The sequence below is a fragment of the Pseudomonas sp. GW821-FHT03A09 genome (assembly GCF_059421065.1).
Map to the genome: position 1 here is coordinate 123,807 of NZ_JBWKUX010000004.1, position 19,002 is coordinate 142,808.

16 protein-coding genes are annotated in these 19,002 nt (G+C 59.3%); 11 read left to right on the top strand and 5 right to left on the bottom strand.

Annotated elements, in window-relative coordinates; all coding sequences use genetic code 11:
* Positions 1–86 precede the first annotated feature (86 nt).
* Positions 87–689, bottom strand: a complete 603-nt coding sequence (locus AC07V4_RS08485) for a glutathione S-transferase family protein (protein WP_492635958.1) — start codon at positions 687–689, stop codon at positions 87–89.
* A gap of 10 nt (positions 690–699) precedes the next feature.
* A complete protein-coding gene (locus AC07V4_RS08490) occupies positions 700–1,866 on the bottom strand; it encodes an aminotransferase-like domain-containing protein (RefSeq protein ID WP_492635957.1) in 1,167 nt (388 codons plus the stop codon).
* A gap of 81 nt (positions 1,867–1,947) precedes the next feature.
* Here AC07V4_RS08490 and AC07V4_RS08495 point away from each other — a divergent pair, with 81 nt between their 5' ends.
* The 3 genes from AC07V4_RS08495 to AC07V4_RS08505 all read left to right on the top strand — a co-directional run bounded on the left by AC07V4_RS08495 (position 1,948) and on the right by AC07V4_RS08505 (position 4,543).
* Positions 1,948–2,382: a MarR family winged helix-turn-helix transcriptional regulator gene (locus AC07V4_RS08495; protein ID WP_492635956.1), complete on the top strand. Its 435-nt coding sequence runs from the start codon at positions 1,948–1,950 to the stop codon at positions 2,380–2,382.
* Between the two features lie 176 nt (positions 2,383–2,558).
* Positions 2,559–3,905, top strand: a complete 1,347-nt coding sequence (locus AC07V4_RS08500) for an NCS2 family permease (protein ID WP_492635955.1) — start codon at positions 2,559–2,561, stop codon at positions 3,903–3,905.
* A gap of 11 nt (positions 3,906–3,916) precedes the next feature.
* Positions 3,917–4,543: a LysE family translocator gene (locus AC07V4_RS08505; RefSeq protein WP_492635954.1), complete on the top strand. Its 627-nt coding sequence runs from the start codon at positions 3,917–3,919 to the stop codon at positions 4,541–4,543.
* Here AC07V4_RS08505 and AC07V4_RS08510 read toward each other — a convergent pair.
* Both AC07V4_RS08510 and uraH read right to left on the bottom strand, forming a co-directional pair.
* Complete coding sequence (locus tag AC07V4_RS08510; protein WP_492635953.1) at positions 4,533–9,698, bottom strand: dermonecrotic toxin domain-containing protein; 5,166 nt, start codon at positions 9,696–9,698, stop codon at positions 4,533–4,535. The two genes, AC07V4_RS08505 and AC07V4_RS08510, sit on opposite strands and share 11 nt — an antisense overlap.
* Before the next feature lie 153 nt (positions 9,699–9,851).
* Positions 9,852–10,205, bottom strand: a complete 354-nt coding sequence (gene uraH / locus AC07V4_RS08515; RefSeq protein WP_028617268.1) for a hydroxyisourate hydrolase — start codon at positions 10,203–10,205, stop codon at positions 9,852–9,854.
* 345 nt (positions 10,206–10,550) lie between these two features.
* Here uraH and puuE point away from each other — a divergent pair, with 345 nt between their 5' ends.
* The 8 genes from puuE (at position 10,551) to AC07V4_RS08555 (ending at position 17,750) form a co-directional block, all read left to right on the top strand.
* Positions 10,551–11,477 carry an allantoinase PuuE gene (puuE, locus tag AC07V4_RS08520; RefSeq protein ID WP_492635952.1) on the top strand — a complete coding sequence of 309 codons (927 nt, stop codon included), beginning with the start codon at positions 10,551–10,553 and terminating at the stop codon, positions 11,475–11,477.
* Positions 11,474–11,989 carry a 2-oxo-4-hydroxy-4-carboxy-5-ureidoimidazoline decarboxylase gene (gene uraD / locus AC07V4_RS08525; RefSeq protein ID WP_431753348.1) on the top strand — a complete coding sequence of 172 codons (516 nt, stop codon included), beginning with the start codon at positions 11,474–11,476 and terminating at the stop codon, positions 11,987–11,989. The genes puuE and uraD overlap by 4 nt, the downstream gene beginning before the upstream one ends.
* 41 nt (positions 11,990–12,030) lie before the next feature.
* Entirely contained in the window at positions 12,031–13,026 is a 996-nt protein-coding gene (gene alc, locus AC07V4_RS08530; RefSeq protein WP_431753347.1) for an allantoicase, read from the top strand.
* Between the two features lie 120 nt (positions 13,027–13,146).
* Positions 13,147–13,650, top strand: a complete 504-nt coding sequence (locus AC07V4_RS08535) for an ureidoglycolate lyase (RefSeq protein WP_257784089.1) — start codon at positions 13,147–13,149, stop codon at positions 13,648–13,650.
* Between the two features lie 51 nt (positions 13,651–13,701).
* Entirely contained in the window at positions 13,702–15,003 is a 1,302-nt protein-coding gene (locus AC07V4_RS08540) for a urate hydroxylase PuuD (protein WP_492635951.1), read from the top strand.
* A 178-nt stretch (positions 15,004–15,181) separates the two neighbouring features.
* A complete protein-coding gene (locus tag AC07V4_RS08545) occupies positions 15,182–16,528 on the top strand; it encodes a nucleobase:cation symporter-2 family protein (RefSeq protein WP_492635950.1) in 1,347 nt (448 codons plus the stop codon).
* A gap of 45 nt (positions 16,529–16,573) precedes the next feature.
* On the top strand, positions 16,574–16,942 hold the full coding sequence (locus AC07V4_RS08550) for a hypothetical protein (protein ID WP_492635949.1): 369 nt from the start codon (positions 16,574–16,576) through the stop codon (positions 16,940–16,942).
* A gap of 22 nt (positions 16,943–16,964) precedes the next feature.
* Complete coding sequence (locus tag AC07V4_RS08555) at positions 16,965–17,750, top strand: outer membrane protein OmpK (protein WP_431753551.1); 786 nt, start codon at positions 16,965–16,967, stop codon at positions 17,748–17,750.
* A gap of 107 nt (positions 17,751–17,857) precedes the next feature.
* Here the strand turns inward: AC07V4_RS08555 and AC07V4_RS08560 are convergent, their stop codons facing one another.
* Positions 17,858–18,988, bottom strand: a complete 1,131-nt coding sequence (locus AC07V4_RS08560) for a patatin-like phospholipase family protein (RefSeq protein WP_492635948.1) — start codon at positions 18,986–18,988, stop codon at positions 17,858–17,860.
* Positions 18,989–19,002: the final 14 nt, after the last annotated feature.

The window sequence follows — 19,002 nt, forward strand, 5'->3', positions numbered from 1 at the left end:
CCTGCGATGCAAACGACACGGTCTGTCAGTTGCACTGCGGCGATACGATCGCAGGCAAGCCAGCTCCCACATTTTGACCGAGTGAATTAGCTCAGCATGGCGACATGCTTGGGATGGCTGGCCACTCGCTTCAACCATGCCTGCACACCCGGATAAGCATCCAACTCAAAACCACCTTCATTCGCCACATGGGTATAGGCATACAACGCCACATCGGCGATAGAGAACTGATCCCCCACCAGATACGGCGTCAGCTGCAACTGGCGCTCCATGACCTTGAGCGCTTTGTAACCGCCCTTGTGCAGTTTTTTGTATTCCTCCAGGCGATCCTCGGGCAGCCCCAGGTAAAACTGGATAAACCGCGCCACCGCGATGTACGGCTCATGGCTGTACTGTTCAAAAAACTGCCATTGCAGCACCTGGGTCCGCAGGCGTGGTTCGGACGGCAGGAACTCGCTGCCATCGGCCAGGAAGTTGAGGATCGCGTTGGATTCCCACAAACAGGTGCCGTCTTCCAGCTCCAATACGGGGATCTTGCCGTTCGGGTTCTTGGCCAGGAATTCGGCAGTCTGGGTATCGCCCTTGAGGATATCGACATCGATCCATTGGTACGGGATGCCCAGCAGGTTGAGCATCAACTTGACCTTGTAGCAGTTGCCCGACTTGTAATCGCCATAAACCTTGTACATGGGGCTCCCCTTATGCCGCTTGCGCGTGCTGTGCTTGACGGACCACCGCGGCCAGGCGCTTGAGACCTTCGTCCAGGCGGGCCGGGTCAATATGGCTGAAATTGAGTCGCAACGAGCCAAGATGCAGGTCCGGCTCGGAAAAGAACGGTTCACCGGGCATGAACGCGACGTCCTGTTCTAATGCTTGCGCCAGTAAAGTGCGGGTGTCGAGTGGCTGTTTCAAGGTCAGCCAGAAGAATAATCCGCCCTGGGGCACCTGCCAGTTGGCCAAGTCACCGAAGTGGCGCGCCAACGCGGCCTGGAAAGCATCGCGACGCTCACGGTAAAAACTGCGCAGTTGCGCCAGATGCTGTTGGTATTTTTCCGTACCCATCCACTGCATCGCCTGCCATTGACCGACGCGATTGGTATGCAGGTCGGCTGACTGCTTGAGCTTGAGCAAATGTGGGAACAAATCCGCGCTGGCAATCAGGTAACCCACACGCAGCCCGGGCAGCAGCGTCTTGGAGACGGTACCGGTGTAGATCCAACTGGCTTTTTTCAAGCGCCCGACGATGGGTTTGGCACTGCCACCATCGAACGTAAGCTCGCGATAGGGCTCGTCCTCGATCAAGGTCACGCCAAACTCATCGAGCAGCGCGGCGACCGCCTCGCGCTTGGCTTCGCTGTAGCGCACGGCCGATGGGTTCTGAAAAGTCGGGATCAGGTAAATGAACGCGGGTCGATGGCGTTCCAGGTTGTCGCGCAACGCCGTCAGGTTCGGGCCATCAGCTTCCAGTTGCACGGTCAGGCAATCGGCGCCGAACAGCTGGAAGATCTGCAACGCGGCCAAGTAAGTCGGGCCCTCCAGCAGGATCTGCGTGCCTTTGTCGATATACAGCTTGGCCGCCAGGTCCAGGGTTTGCTGGGAGCCGCTGACCACCAGCACCTGGCTGGCCTCACAGGGCACGCCCAGCGCACGGGCCTCGGCCGCCAACAATTCACGCAGCCGCGGCTCGCCTTCGCTCATGCCGTATTGGCCGATGTTCAGCGGCATATCATCCCAATTCAGCGCGGGCAGCATGGCCTCGGCAGGTAGGCCACCGGCGAACGACATCACTTCCGGGCGCTGGGCCGCCGCGAGGATTTCACGGATCAAGGAGCTTTTGAGGCGCGTAATACGTTCAGAGAAGGCCATAAGGTCACCGGTAGCGAAGACTGTGGAAAGTACGTCAAACTGGTTGACCGAAATTACGACGACTTCAACGGATACGTCAACATGCTTGACCTTAAAAACCCAGCCAACCAACAAGAAGCCATGCAAGCGTTCTTTTTTGGCTATCAGGCGTTCACCGCCAAGGCCGACGAAATGCTCGAACGCCGTGGCCTGAGCCGGGTGCACCAGCGCATCGTGTTTTTTATCGCGCGCTATCCGGCGTTGAGCGTGAAAGAGCTGCTGGAATTGCTCGGTGTGAGCAAGCAGGCGCTGAATATGCCGCTGCGCCAGCTGCAGGAAATGCACCTGGTCAGCAGCGTCGCGTCCGAGACCGACAAGCGCAAACGCCTGCTGGAATTGAGCGACGAAGGCCTGCGTTTCGAGCAGTCACTGCGCCGGGAACAGGTGAAGTTGTTGCAGCGGGCCTTCAGCGAAGCTGGGGAGGAAGCGGTGGCCGGCTGGCTGGCCGTCAATCAAGCATTGAGCGCAGCGAACTAGCAGCGCCCCAACCATTCGAAAACATTATTTGCTTTATTTGTATACAAAAGCATAATCCACTGCGTGCGAGTTCCTGACCTATTGGTCAACAAAACCCGCCAGTACCTCAAAGCGCTGTTGCCCACTGTTGTGACCGGCGCTGGAAATAACAATAAAACTCTTGAGGAGTACTCGCTGTGGATAGCCGCAAATCCGAAGCCCCGACGCTGGACCTTGCCCCCTCACAGAACAGCTGGCTGGAACGCCTGTTCAAACTCAGTTTGCATGGCACCACAGTGAAGACCGAGCTGATCGCCGGCCTCACGACCTTTATCACCATGGCCTACATCATCTTCGTCAACCCCAACATCATGGCCGACGCCGGTATCGATCATGGCGCGGCGTTCGTCGCCACGTGCATCGCCGCCGCGCTGGGTTGCCTGTTGATGGGCCTGTACGCCAACTGGCCAGTGGGCCTGGCGCCGGGTATGGGGCTTAATGCGTTTTTCACCTACACCGTGGTCGGCACCATGGGCTATCACTGGGAGACCGCCCTGGGTGCGGTGTTTATCTCCGGCGTGCTGTTCATGGGCCTGACCCTTTCGCGCGTGCGTGAATGGTTGCTCAACAGTATTCCCGTGAGCCTGCGCCATGCCATGGGTGCGGGTGTCGGCTTGTTCCTCGGCGTGATTGGCTTGAAGACCGCAGGCATCATCGTCGACAGCCCGGCCACCTTGATCAAGCTCGGCTCGCTGCATGAGCCAGCGCCGCTACTGGCAGCCGTGTGTTTCCTGCTGATCGCCATCCTCAGCTACCACCGTGTGTTCGGCGCCATCCTGATCAGTATCATCGCTGTCACCCTCGCTGGGTGGGGCCTGGGCCTGGTGCATTACAACGGCATGATCTCCACCCCACCGAGCCTGGCGCCGACCTGGATGGCCATGGACGTCAAGGGTGTATTCAATGTAAGCATGATTAGCGTTGTTTTTGCTTTTCTTTTTGTACACATGTTTGATACCGCAGGTACACTGATGGGCGTCGCGCAGCGGGCCGGATTGGTGAATGCCGATGGGCGTATCGATAACCTGTCCCGTGCATTGAAGGCTGATAGTGCTTCCAGCGTGTTCGGCGCCATGGTCGGTGTTCCGCCGGTGACCAGCTACGTGGAAAGCGCAGCGGGTGTTGCCGCTGGCGGCCGTACCGGGCTGACCGCCGTGACCGTGGGTATCCTGTTTGTGGCGGCGATGTTTTTCGCACCACTGGCAGGCATGATCCCCGCCTATGCCACCGCTGGCGCGCTGATCTACGTGGCAATGCTGATGATGGCAAGCATGGCGCACATCAATTGGGATGAAGCCACCGACAGCATCCCGGCGATTGTCACGGCGATCATGATGCCACTGACCTTCTCGGTCGCCGACGGGATTGCCCTGGGCTTTATCACGTATGTGGCGCTCAAGGCCGGTACTGGCAAGTATCGCGAGATCTCCGCCAGCTTGTGGGTGCTGTGCGCGATCTTTATCGCCAAATTCATATTTCTATAAAGGAGTAACGGATGAACCTGGAAACCTGGCTACTGTTCAGCGGCGCAGCACTGATCGTGATCCTGATCCCTGGGCCACTGTCACTGCTGATGATCAGCAACAGTCTCAACTACGGCCTGCGTCGTTCGTATCCAGCGTTTCTCGGTGGGGTGTTTGCCTCGATCTGCCTGCTCAGTGCCTCGGCCCTGGGCTTGGGCGCTCTGTTGATGGCGTCGGAACAATTGTTCAGCGCGTTGAAGATCGCCGGCGCGGTGTATCTGTTCTACCTCGCCTGGCAGAGCTGGGTGCAATCACGGCAGCCGAGCCAGGGTGCGGTGGTGCCTCAGGTCGTGGCGACGCCACGGTTCCGTGCACTGTTTGGCCGTGCGTTTGTGCTGGGCGCCAGCAACCCCAAGGACATCCTGTTCTTCGCTGCCTTCCTGCCGCAATTTCTCAGCAGCCAGCAGCCGTTCCTGCCGCAACTGCTGATCATGATCGTCACCTGGACTGTGCTCGACCTGCTGTGCAAGCTCGCCTACGGCCTCAGCGCCCATGGTGCGGCGCGGTATCTGCGCAGCGGCAAGGGCCAGAACTGGTTCAATCGAATCAGCGCGGGGCTGTTCGGCGGCGCCGGCGCCATTGCTCTGCTCAAGGGATGAGCTGGATCTTGACGAAGTAAACCGTTGGGCCGGTGTCGCCTGCCCACTGGATACCGGCCACGATCTTGACCAACCGTCCCCCCCTGAGGCTACGCAGGACCAACGGATACACCGGCGATCGGCTTCTACGCAGCGCGCCTCGTTCAAACCAGCTATCAGAAAGCCTGATGAAGGGTTTGCTGGACAAATTGACGTTAGTCCCACTGACCCAACGCGTATATATGTAGTACCCGTTGCCGGAATTGGGATGGGTGCAAAAGAAGTCGGCAAACTCGATGCCACCGGGCTGCTTGCCGATGGGGCGTACCACAAAACCTTGTTGTTCCAGCACCCGGCGCACAGCGGCCTGGTTTGCAGCCAGACGAGGTCGTTTGTTACTCCTGCTAGCCAGGCCAAGTGACGCATCCAGCACAAACGGCGGCGTGAAATCCACACGTGCGAACCCAGGCGCCAAACCGTCGAGCCCGAGAGTGAAACTGGCGCGACTGGACAGTTGAACAGGGCGCAACATTCTCAGCAGGTCATCGGTGCGCCCCAAAGTTTTCGGATCAGTCCATTGGTCCAGAGTCGCTTTGACGGTGAGCAAGTGCGTTGCCGTGACCGACGGACTGTTGTCCGCCAACTCCACCAATCGCCGTCCACCAAACGTCTTGCTGCTTGCGGACATCGTCGGGAATGCGCGGGTAAAGGTACGCTCCAGGGGTTCATTAAACAGCACTGGATGAGGCGTCCATAACCCATTGGCACCGAGTGTCGCGGGCACCGGTTGATCCTCCCAACCGACACCCAGCCAGTGGTCCACATCCTGATAGGCACGCGGGCGCAGCGACGGGCTCTTCATGATGAATAGCGTTTTCTGGTAAGGCGCATTCGTGCCCTGCGGCAACAACCAATAATAGTCGACGCCCAATTGGACCAGATGCTGCCCCTCCCCGGCGGCTCCTGCCGGTAAGCGATAAATACGGTGAGCGGGCGACACATCGTCCAGGGGTCCACTGGCGCGATTCCCCCATCCCTGCCATGTGCTGGGCGCATTGGGTGATTGGCGCAGGGCATCAAGCAACGCCTGATGCGAGGGGGCGACCCATTGGGTGCCGACGGCTTGGGCAGTACTCGGGCCGGGTTGAGGAACAGGCTCCCCTCGCGGGGTAACGGACCACGGCCGCAAGCCCCCGGAACTCGGCCCGGGTTGCGGTTCCGGTGCATCGGCCTGCAACAACCACTCCCTGGGTTCCTCGATATGCAGGATCAGCTCATTCTCACCTTTTTCCTTGGGGTTCTTCAGCCGCAGGACCTGTTCATTGTCGCGTCGATACACCGCATATTGATGCCCTCCCTCCTCCACGAACTGCTCGCCGTCCTTCACGAAGACACCTTTAAGGCCAGGACCTTGTAGCGCGACACCGCCGGTGATGCGCTCCTTGCGCATGTGCTCCAACGTGCGAAAAGGTTTGATAGACGGCGCCAACCGGGAAGGCCCAACACCTGCCAACGCCTGGCGACGATGCAATTGCCCCAATGCCCCACGCATGGAGGCGCGCCCCACCGACGACACCACAGTGCTGGAACCTTTGGGTACGGGAGCAAAACTGGCCAACACGTCCACAAACGCCATCAACGTCACGAAAGCCAGGTCCACCGCATCATGAGAATCTCGACTGTGGTGGTAGCGTTTTGCCGCGATCAGAACCTCCACCAAGCTGATGCCCAACCCAATCACCGGGATGAACGACAACAGGCCGCGCACCCGCGCAGCGTACTGTTCGCCCAGTCGCAGTTCTCGGTAAGTCGCCAGCAGCTTGGCCGAATTGGACTGCCCCTGGCTGCGCCGCTGAATATCGAACATCTGGGCATGGGCCAGCAACACCAACGGCTGCGTGTGTACGGTAGGGACGATGCCCAGCCAGCCGGTGGGCGAGTCGTCTATCTGCTCCTGGATTTGTGCTTCGATTGCCTCCAGCGATACGGCCGGCACCCGATGCTTGACCTTGAACCAGCGCACCACGCGCGCAATACCTTCATAGGTGCTGAGAATACCGTGATCCAAAATCTTGACCGGGCGCCACAGCCAATCCGGGATCGGCGAAGATTCCGCGCCGCCGGGGTAACTGGCCACAGCTTCGGCATCCCAGCCGGGCGCAATATGCTGCGCCAAGGCCTTCACTTGAGCCTGCGACGCCCAGACCCGATTCACTTCGGCACGCGCTTGCTCCAAACCCGCAAACTCGCTGAGCGACGGGTAATCCAAAGCCGCTGGCCAATACAGCACACAACGCTCGCTGAGCTCATCATGGATCAGCAACATCCCGGCGATGTGTCGAGGATGTTCAAGGGTATGGCCGAGCAAACGCATGAAGTAAAGCCGCAACCGATGGCCATTCTTTGCCAGGTCTGCCGGCAGCACGGCTGCCATGGCGGTCGTGAACATGCTCTGGGCGATCGCGCCGAAGCCCTGTTGCACCGCTGAAAACAACTGCATGCGAGCACGCTGTCGAACGGTCCGGTGGGTCAGTGCCCTTGAAACGCCTTGCTGGATGGCCGAGGGGTAAAAGACCTGTTGGATCAGTGTGTCGTAACGGCCACCGATATCCAGTCTGGAGAGGGTTTTGATCAAATAGCGCGGGTTGAGGCGCGATTTCCACGCGGGCTCCAGGTAAGTAGCCCGGTTCAAGCGCCACTCGGTCCAGGGCGCTTGCGCGTCGAGATTGTGCAACGCCAGTTGCAGCAGGGTGTAAGTCGAGCGCTGTGGGCTGACCACCGTCTTGATATGGCGATCGCCAGGCACGCACTGACTCGACCACCCACAAAAGTGAGTCGCGACGTCATCCGGAATTTCAATGAAAGGCTTGTCGATGTCCAGCCCGTCGTACACGCCATCCTCTTTCAGTTGTTTGATCAACTGCTCGCGGGTGAACGTCTCTAAAGAGGGTAATAACTGCCAGAGCCGTTTTTCCAAAGCAATGGAGTTGGCCAGATAGCGTGTTTGCAGACGCCGGTATTCTTTGCGCCGCGCAGGCGTTGTCGTGGCAGGCCAAGCCGGAAGTTTTTTCGCCTGCTCAGCCGCCAGTTGCATCAATTGCACGTTGGCAATCGCCAGGTCACGGGCGTCACTGGCTGGCACCTGCAAGTACTGGCGCAACTCTCCAGCCAACATTGAGCGCCCCAAGGCAGGGTCACTCACCTCGCTGAACAAGCGAACTTTTTCACCGAGCCGCTTATACAAATCGGCGTGATAAACAATCAGCTCCCGAAAAATCTCGTGCAGCACATTGCCCTCGGTGGCCTTGTACTCAATCACTGAAGTTGGGCCAATCACCCGGCGCGCTGAAAGGCGTTGATCACGCCCGATGCATTGCCACAACGGCGAACCATCAGGACTGCGCAGGCTGGCCAACACGCACTCGGACAGCACCTGCAAACTGGCAAAGGCACACATGCCGCCGTGCGTACCGGCCGTGACCAACACAACAGGCTGTGCCCGTGCGGGTTGGCTGAAGGCACTGCGAGTGGTCACCACAAAGGCCCCCATCAGGGGAAATGTCGACTGCCCCGGCGTGTTCATCGCCAGGCGCAACACCTGAGTGTCACTGCCGTTGCGCGCTGCGGCCAATGGCTTGTCGAGCACCTCGAATACACGTCGCAGTGGCCCTTCGTTTATCAACTTCAGGCGTTGCTGCATCCGTGCTTCATACATCAGTGCCTGATGCTGCGCCTTCAGCAACAGCGTCGCTCGCTTATGGTCGCCGTCAGGCCGTTCCAACCAATAGGCCTGTTGAAACAAGCGCTCACCCTCGGCCTGAACATGCTTTTGAGCTTGCTCAACCTGAACCTGCCACTGTGCCTGGAGCGCACTGAACACTTGATAGGCGCCTGGCGTCTTGTCATCCGACAGGGCGGCCAACGCCCTCTCCCAGCGCTTGAGGGTTTGCTCCCGGGTGCGCAATGGCAAACCAGGGGCCAGGCTGGCAAAGGTAATTTCCCGGGAACGGCGCACGTGATCCCACTCCAGCAACCAGGCCACTGCAGTACCTGATCCGAAACGGCTTACCAGGCGATTTCTTCCCCGCTCGATCACCTGCATGAATCGCGCGATGTCGCCTTCGGCAGGTCGGGCCTCTCCTGGTGCATTCACACTTTGATGGTTGATCGACAAGGCGCAGGCCAGCTCATTGGCCCACTGCCCGTCCAGCACCGCAATTGCGCTGTGGCGCAAGCCATCACCGAGCAGCGAATGACCGCGCCGAGCCAACACTCCGGCGCCGATGCCATCACACACTTCATTGCGCCGCCTCAGTGGCAGGCATTGCCACACGCTGGCGAATAATTCACCGCCGATCAACAGCGGCAGGTTGCATTGCAATTGCTGCCAGGAGCGAAACTCATAGAACTCCCGAGCCAACCCCGGAAGGTAAATGACCTGTGGGGAGGTCTCATCCTGATAAAGATGCAATGCCCCGGGAATGGCCAGAAACACTTGATCCGCCCTCGGCCACCCCAACTCCGCCACTTGCAACAGTGCCCAGGCGCCGCCTGCACGCTGACGTGCTTCTAGGGTGGGCGCATCAATCAGACACTGGACCAGGGCAAACCCGAAAGACGACAGTTGATCCAGTTCACGTGCCAGGAATGCCTTTTGCGCGAACGCTATAGCGCACTGCTCCACCCAACGTTCTCGTCGGGTCAGCCACGAGCCATCGGCCAACTGTCGCCAGTAGACGGTGACTGCGCGATCCAGCGTGCCCAGCAGGTTCAACCTGTTGATGCGCTCCAGCGCTTGCCTGGCGGTAAAAGGCAATCGAGCTTCGGGTTCATCCTTCACGCTCAACACCGTGAATTGATTGGTATTGGCTGCGATGAACGGATCAGCAAGCAGCGCCAGGGCACGCTCGGTGAGCCGGTGAACCTTGCTTGGCTCGGTAAATATCAGACGGTCCGGGTCGAGCGCGAATGCCTCGCGCAAGGTGGCACGAACCACCAGCAAGATACGCGGCGCGCGGCTTATCAGTTGCTTCAGGATTTTCACCGAGGCCGCACAACGCACTTCGGCGACATGGAGTTGATTGATCAACTGACTGGGTTGGGCGGCAGCATTGATGCGACGCGTCAATTGTTGCCGCAAGGCATTCAGTGCGGGCTCGGGGGTGTCAGTGGGCATGGCAAGTTCTTCATATGCAGGAAAAACCGAGCCTAGGCACAGCAGCCCATGACCGTGCGCTACATACTTGAGCCGTGGGCCAGACGAAAAAAAGCCCGCAGTGTGGGCGGGCGAAACCAACGAAGAGCTTTGGGGGTGTGAAGCGAGGTGACGCTAGCTACCGCGATAGGTGGAGTAGCTGTAGGGCGAAATCAGTAGCGGGACATGGTAGTGATCCTGTTCGGCGCTGATGCCGAAACGCAGTACCACCACGTCGAGGAAAGCAGGTTCCGGCAATTGCACGCCACGGGCACGGTAGTAATCCCCGGCGCTGAATTGCAGCTGGTAGACACCACTGCGGTAGTCGTCGCCTTGCAGCAGTGGCGCATCGCAACGGCCGTCGCTGTTGGTCACGGCAGTGGCGACCAGTTCCAGCTGCGCACCTTCGACGCGGTACAGCTCCACCTTGATCGCGCTGCCGGGGCAGCCGTGTGCGGCGTCCAAAACGTGTGTGGTCAAACGTCCCATGGCGTCTACGCGCCTCCCGTAGTCAGTAGAAGAGTGATCCGCACTTTTTCAGGGCATCGAAAAAGCCGGCGATGACTGATTAAGACACTTTTTAAAAAAATTGTACACAATAAAAATTACAAACCTTTGGATCTGCCCACCGCTATTGCGCGGGCAGGCAATTGACGAGTGATCCTTGCTTTTAAACGACCTTTTGTCCATTAGCTGACCAACCAGGCAAGTTTCTTGCTACACCATTTACCGTGAGCCCTGCAGAAAAAATGCAGAAATGCAGGCTTACAAAGTGCGCGATAAGTTGTATACAATCACTCATCGCTAACACGACGAACAAGAAGGAAGACTGCAGTGAGCGCTGACTACCCACGCGACCTGATCGGTTACGGCAGTAACCCTCCTCACCCCCACTGGCCGGGCAAGGCGCGCATTGCGCTGTCTTTCGTACTCAACTACGAAGAAGGTGGCGAGCGCAATATCTTGCACGGCGATAAAGAGTCCGAAGCCTTCCTCTCGGAAATGGTCTCGGCCCAGCCACTGCAAGGCGCACGTAACATGAGCATGGAGTCGCTGTACGAATACGGCAGCCGTGCCGGCGTGTGGCGCATCCTCAAGCTGTTCAAAGAGTTCGATATCCCACTGACCATCTTCGCCGTGGCCATGGCTGCCCAGCGCCACCCGGATGTGATCCGTGCCATGGTCGAGGCCGGCCATGAGATCTGCAGCCACGGTTATCGCTGGATCGACTACCAATACATGGACGAGGCCCAGGAACGCGAGCACATGCTCGAAGCCATCCGCATCCTCACCGAGCTGACCGGCGAACGCCCACTGGGCTGGTACACCGGCCGCACCGGCCCCAACACCCGGCGACTGGTGATGGAGGAAGGCGGCTTCCTCTACGACTGCGATACCTACGACGACGACCTGCCCTACTGGGAGCCCAACAATCCCACTGGCAAGCCACACCTGGTGATCCCCTACACCCTGGACACCAACGACATGCGCTTCACCCAGGTGCAGGGTTTCAACAAGGGCGATGACTTTTTCGAATACCTGAAAGACGCATTCGACGTGCTCTACGCCGAAGGGGCCGAGGCGCCGAAAATGCTCTCCATTGGCTTGCATTGCCGTCTGATTGGTCGCCCGGCGCGCCTGGCTTCGTTGAAGCGTTTCATTGAATACGTCAAAGGTCACGAGCACGTGTGGTTCACTCGCCGAGTGGACATTGCCCGTCACTGGCACGAAACCCACCCTTTCAAGGGAGCGGCGAAATGACTGCGTTCCAAACCGTCAAACCCTCGACCTTGAGCCGCGATGCCTTCGTCAACGCTTTCGCCGATATCTACGAACATTCGCCATGGGTGGCCGAAAAGGCCTTCGACCTGGGCCAGGACGCCTCGATTGATGAAATCGAGACCCTGCACCAGCGCATGAGCGACATCCTGTTGAGCACCGATCACACCCGTCAACTGGCCCTGATCAATGCTCACCCGGACCTGGCCGGCAAAGCCGCCGTCCAGGGTCAACTGACCCAAGCCAGCACTGATGAACAGGCTGGCGCGGGGATTCACCAATGCACGGCCGAAGAGTTTTCTCGCTTCACCGAGCTGAACGATGCCTACAAGGCCAAGTTCAAGTTTCCCTTCATCATGGCGGTAAAAGGCAGCAACCGGCATCAGATCCTGGCCGCGTTCGAAACGCGCATCCACAACTCGGTGGACACCGAGTTCAAATGCGCACTGGCCGAGATCAACAAGATTGCGTTGTTCCGTTTACTGACCCTCTAACAGACCATCCCCAGCCACTCTATCTAAGGCAGACAAGAAGAATGAAAGCTTACGCCGTACCTTTCGAGAAGTTCGTCAACCTGGCCGACGCCCGCCTGGGCACCAAGATCATCTCCGTGACCGATGACTGGTTCGCTGACGCCAACCGCCTGTTCCAGCCGACCCCGGCCGTGTGGAAGGAGGGCGTTTTCGATGACAACGGCAAGTGGATGGACGGCTGGGAGTCGCGCCGCAAGCGCTTCGAAGGCTACGACAGCGCGGTGATTCGCCTGGGCGTGCCAGGTTCGATCAAAGGCGTGGACATCGACACTTCATTCTTCACCGGCAACTTCCCGCCGTCGGCGTCCCTGGAAGCCTGTTTCCTGGCTTCGGGCGAGCCGGATGACAATACCCAGTGGGTGGAAGTACTGTCGGCCGTCGAGCTGCAAGGCAACAGCCACCACTACCACGAGATCAACAACGACCAGGCCTTCAGCCACTTGCGCTTCAACATCTACCCGGATGGCGGCGTGGCGCGTCTGCGTGTATACGGCGTGCCGTTCCGCGACTGGTCTTCGGTGGGCGACAACGAACAAGTCGACCTGGCGTCAGCCCTGAACGGCGGTCGTGCCCTGGCCTGCTCCGACGAACACTTCGGTCGCATGAGCAACATCCTCAACCCGGGCCGTGGCATCAACATGGGCGACGGTTGGGAAACCGCGCGTCGTCGTACGCCAGGCAATGACTGGGTGATCGTCGCATTGGGTCATCCAGGCGAGATCGAGAAGATCATCGTCGACACCCTGCACTTCAAGGGCAACTACCCGGACACCTGCTCGATCCAGGGCGCATTCGTGAAGGGCGGCACCGACAGCCAGATCGAAACCCAATCGCTGTTCTGGCGCGAACTGCTGCCGGCGCAGAAACTGGAAATGCACGCTGAACACACCTTCGCCGAGCAGATCAAGGCACTGGGGCCGATTACCCACATCCGCCTGAATGTGTTCCCGGATGGCGGTGTGAGTCGCCTGCGGGTCCTGGGCAAAGTAGCCAAGTAAGCGGTGAACCCAATCGCAGGCAAGCCAGCTCCCACATTTGAAATGCATTCCCCTGTGGGAGCGGGCTTGCCCGCGATGGCGGCAAAACAAACAACACAGCATTCGGATAAGAAGACAGCCATGCGCACACTCGTGATCGAACCCCTGACCAAAGAAGCCTTCGCCCCCTTCGGAGACGTTATCGAAACCGACGGCAGCGATCACTTCATGATCAACAACGGGTCGACCATGCGCTTTCACAAACTGGCCACGGTCGAAACCGCTAAACCGGAAGACCACGCCATCATCAGCATCTTCCGCGCCGACGCGCAGGACATGCCGCTGACTGTGTGCATGCTGGAACGACACCCGCTGGGCAGCCAGGCTTTCATTCCGCTGCTCGGCAACCCCTTTCTGATCGTGGTCGCGCCCCTTGGCGATGCACCTGTATCAGGCTTGGTCCGCGCCTTCGTTACCAACGGCAGGCAGGGCATTAATTACCATCGCGGCGTCTGGCACCACCCGGTGCTGACGATCGAAAAGCGGGATGACTTCCTGGTGGTTGATCGCAGTGGCACAGGCAATAACTGCGATGAGCATTTTTTCAAAGAGGATGAGCGGTTGATCCTCGCCCCCCACCAATAAGAGAAGGTCTGATCACCCGACAATAAGGGTGACAGGCGAGAGGTAAAGACTGTGGAAGCACATCTGTTGGAATGGCTGAACCTTAGCGTGCGCTGGGTTCACATGATCACTGGCGTCGCGTGGATCGGCGCTTCCTTCTATTTCGTCTGGCTGGAAAACAACCTCAATCGTGTCAACCCCAAGGACGGCCTGGCCGGTGACTTGTGGGCGATCCACGGTGGCGGTATCTATCACCTGGAAAAATACAAGCTGGCCCCACCGACCATGCCAGATAACCTGCACTGGTTCAAATGGGAAGCCTATTTCACCTGGATGTCCGGCATCGCGCTGCTGTGCGTGGTGTTCTACTCCAACCCGACCTTGTACCTGCTGGCACCGGGCAGCAGCCTGAGTGGTCCGGAAGGTGTACTGCTGGGCATCGGCTCGCTGTTCGTCGGCTGGTTCATCTACTCCTTCCTTTGCGACTCGGCCCTGGGCAAGCGCCCTGCCCTGCTCGGCCTGATCCTGTTCGTGCTGTTGATTGCAGCGGCCTACGGCTTCAGCAAGGTGTTCAGCGGTCGTGGTGCTTACCTGCACGTCGGTGCAGTGATCGGCACCATCATGGTGGGCAACGTGTTCCGCATCATCATGCCCGCCCAGCGCGCGCTGGTGGCGGCCATTGCGGAGAACCGCACGCCGGATCCCGCACTGCCGGCCAAAGGCTTGCTGCGTTCACGCCACAACAACTACTTCACCTTGCCGGTGCTGTTCATCATGATCAGCAACCACTTCCCGAGCACCTACGGCAGCCAATACAACTGGCTGATCCTGGCAGGTATCGCAGTGGCGGCGGTGTTGGTGCGTCATTACTTCAACACCCGGCATAACAGCCAGAAGTATGCGTGGACCTTGCCTGTGGGTGCGTTGGCGATGATTTGCCTGGCGTACGTGACGGGTCCGAAACCGGTGGCGACCACACCGGACGTGGCCAAGGCACCTGCCGCCATCGAGTACCAGCCGTTGCCGGAAACCGCGTTGGGTGGTGGCTTGAAACCTGCCGCACCCGCAGCGCCCGTCGAACCGGCTGCTGCACCTGCCCCCGCCCAAGCGACGATTGATTTCGACAAGGTGCACGGGGTGATCCAGGAACGCTGTGCCGTGTGCCACTCGGCCAAGCCCACCAGCCCACTGTTCAGCACCGCGCCAGCCGGCGTGATGTTCGACACCCCGGCACAGATCCAGCAGCAGGCGGCGCGCATTCAAGCGCAGGCCGTGGCGAGCCAGATCATGCCATTGGGCAACATCACCCAGATGACCCAGCAGGAGCGGGATTTGATTGGCACCTGGATCAACCAGGGGGCTCGTACCAATTAACTGACTCACAGAGATCCAGTGTGGGAGCTGGCTTGCCTGCGAAAGCGGTCGGCCAGTCCCCCATCTGGTGGCTGATACACCGCCATCGCAGGCAAGCCAGCTCCCACATTTGGGATTTGCGGTGATTTGAAGATTGCGTTCCAAACAACACAAAAATAAAAAAGATCCGAGGTGTTGCATGTCCGAGTTAGCCGAACCGCAGACTACTGCCGCGCCCGCCATGGTGCGGCTGCCCCTCTTGCAACTGATTCTGGTAGGCCTGCAACACGTCTTGCTGATGTACGGCGGCGCCGTCGCCGTCCCCCTGATCATTGGCCAGGCCGCAGGCCTCAGCCGTGAAGAAATCGCCTTTCTGATCAACGCCGACTTGCTGGTGGCCGGTGTCGCCACCATGGTGCAGTCGTTCGGCATCGGCCCGGTGGGCATTCGTATGCCGGTGATGATGGGCGCCAGTTTCGCCGCTGTCGGCAGTATGGTCGCCATGACCGGCATGCCCGGGATCGGCTTGCAAGGGATCTTCGGCGCAACCATCGCCGCTGGATTCTTCGGCATTCTGATCGCACCGTTCATGTCCAAGGTCGTGCGCTTTTTCCCGCCGTTGGTGACCGGTACAGTGATTACCGCCATCGGCCTGTCGCTGTTTCCCGTGGCCGTCAACTGGGCCGGTGGCGGCAGTGCCGCCGCCACATTCGGCTCGCCGATTTACCTGGCGATTGCCGCCCTGGTGCTGGCCACCATCCTGCTGATCAACCGCTTCATGCGCGGTTTTTGGGTGAACATCTCAGTGCTGATCGGCATGGCGCTCGGCTACGCCTTGTGCGGCCTGCTCGGCATGGTCGACCTCAGCGGCCTGACCCAGGCACCCTGGGTGCAGGTGGTGACCCCGCTGCACTTCGGCATGCCCAAGTTCGAGCTGGCACCGATCCTGTCGATGTGCCTGGTGGTGGTGATCATCTTCGTCGAGTCCACGGGCATGTTCCTCGCCCTGGGCAAAATCACCGGCCAGGAAGTCACGCCGAAGATGCTGCGCCGTGGCTTGCTGTGTGATGCCGGCGCGTCATTCTTCGCCGGTTTCTTCAACACCTTTACCCACTCGTCCTTCGCCCAGAACATCGGCCTGGTGCAGATGACCGGCGTGCGCTGCCGCTCGGTGACAATCATGGCCGGGCTGTTCCTGATTGTGCTGAGCCTGCTGCCCAAAGCCGCGTTCCTGGTGGCATCGATTCCACCAGCGGTATTGGGTGGCGCAGCGATCGCCATGTTCGGCATGGTGACGGCGACCGGCATCAAGATCCTGCAGGAAGCCGACATCGCTGACCGTCGCAACCAACTGCTGGTAGCGGTGAGTATCGGCATGGGCTTGATCCCCGTGGTACGCCCGGAGTTCTTCGCACAGCTGCCGCTGTGGATGAGCCCGATTACCCACAGCGGGATTGCCATGGCCACCCTCAGCGCGCTGTCGCTGAACATACTGTTCAACATCTTGGGCGGCGCTGAACGACCCGCCGTCGCCCATACCCACTGATTCCTTCGTTAACAATAAAAACAATAACGAACAAGGAACATCCCCATGCACGCCATTCACCTGGGGCCGGCCACAAGCCGCGCCCCATTCTCGCCCCACGCGCTCTGTTACAGCGCACTTGAGCCAAGGCCTGAGAGCCAGTATTCTCCGCGCCCGCTCGAATCGACTCAAAAAAAAACAGCGAATGTAAAAGCTGACTGCAGGGCCAACTTATCCGGGCCTACTGTCTGCGGCCAACGTGCACAAAAAACCACTGGATTCGACTGCATCAAGTGCAGCCGAAGGCGTCTTATTGGCTTTTTAAACACCTTGGCGCAGCTCTTGCTAAAAGCATTAAAGCTGACCAAACAGACGATTTTTGCAGCGAACCAAAAGGCGCCACACCAGAGCGCCTGCGTAGAAGAACAACCATAAAACTTTGACTCGGGAGCACCGAATGAAACCTATGTTAAAAGGCCTGATGTTGGCAGGTTCCCTGCTGGCCGGCGGCCAAGCCGTAGCAGGCGATTTGTTGCAGTGGCAGAACAACAGCCTGACGTACCTGTGGGGCAAGAACTTCACCATCAACCCGCAGATCCAGCAAACCGTCACGTTCGAACATGCCGACGCCTGGAAGTACGGCGACAACTTCCTGTTCGTCGACCGCATCTTTTATAACGGCAAGGAAGACGGCAACGTCGGCCCGGATACCTATTACGGCGAGTTCAGCCCACGGTTATCGTTCGGCAAGATCTTCGACAAAGACCTGTCATTCGGCCCGATCAAAGATGTATTGCTGGCCTTCACTTACGAGTTCGGCGAAGGCAATAACAACGCCTACCTGATCGGCCCGGGCTTTGACTTGAATGTGCCGGGCTTCGACTACTTCCAGCTGAACTTCTACCAGCGCCACCCGGCAGGCGACCGTCCAGGCAACAACATCTGGCAAATCACGCCGGTGTGGTCCTACACCATTCCCGTGGGCAGCTCCAATGTGCTGATCGACGGTTTCATGGATTGGGTAGTCGACAACGACAAGAACGCGCGCGGCACCTACCACGCCAACCTGCACTTCAACCCACAGATCAAATATGACCTGGGCAAGGCACTGCACTGGGGCGAGAAGCAGCTGTATGTCGGTATTGAATACGACTACTGGAAGAACAAGTACGGGGTTGAAGACAGCGGCGCGTTCAGGACCAACCAGGACACGGCGAGCTTGCTGGTCAAGTACCACTTTTAACAGACACCGCCAGTCCCTGTGGGAGCTGGCTTGCCTGCGATAGCGATCTATCTGTACTGATCAGGTTGACTGACACACCGCTATCGCAGGCAAGCCAGCTCCCACATTCAGTTCGGTGCCAGACCGAGGAATCGGGTGATTTCTTCACGCTGGGCCAACGCATCCCGCCTGCCCAATTCAATCAACTCACTACAATACCCAGCCTCGAACAGCAAGTAGCTCAACACCCCCGCCCCGCTGGTCTTGGTCGCTCCCGGCCCACGCAAGAACAAACGCAACGCCGCCGGCAACTCCTGGCGATGCCGTGCCGCGATTTCATCGATGGGCTGGCTCGGCGCAATCACCAACACCTCCACAGGCGCCAACTCTGGCGCGACATGGCTGAACCGGTTCAAACGCTCCAGCAGCTCGATATCACTCTCCAGACTGTCGATGAACGTGCTGTTGAGCATGTGCCCACCAATCTGCGCCAGCGTCGGCTGCTGACCGGTGTAGGTGCGCTGCGTCGCGGGTTCGTTACCCCGTGGATTGCCACTTACCCCCACCACTAAAACTCGGCTGGCACCCAGGTGCAAGGCTGGGCTGATCGGCGCCGACTGGCGCACCGCGCCGTCACCGAAATATTCCTGGCCAAGTTTCACCGGAGCAAACAACAGGGGGATGGCAGAACTGGCCAGCAGATGTTCGACACTGAGTTGAGTCGGCAGACCAATACGCCGGTGACGTAGCCAGGTATCAATGAGGCGCCCCCCTTGATAGAAGGTCACCGCTTGCCCGGACTCGTAGCCAAAGGCCGTCACCGCCACGGCATGCAGATGCTTTTTGCGGATGGCCTCATCGATGCCGTGCAGGTGCAGTTTGTCGTTGAGCAGATCCCGCAGCGGCGCGCTATTGAGCAGCGCCACCGGCACCTGGGCGCCCAGGCCCAGCAGGCTATGAATGAAAAAGCGGCCGGCCTGGCGGATCACGCCCGGCCAGTCACTGCGCAGGACCAGATGGCTGCGAAAGCCCTGCCAGAAGGCGGTGAGGCGTTGGATGGCGGCGGCGAAGTCTGTCGCCCCGCTGGCCAGACTCACCGCGTTGATTGCCCCGGCGGAGGTGCCGACAATCACCGGAAAAGGGTTGGGTGCTCCGGGCGGCAACAGCTCGGCAATCGCCGCCAACACTCCCACCTGATACGCCGCTCGCGCCCCGCCGCCGGAAAGAATCAAGCCTGTGACCGGTTCAACTGGGCGCATTGCGTCACTCCATG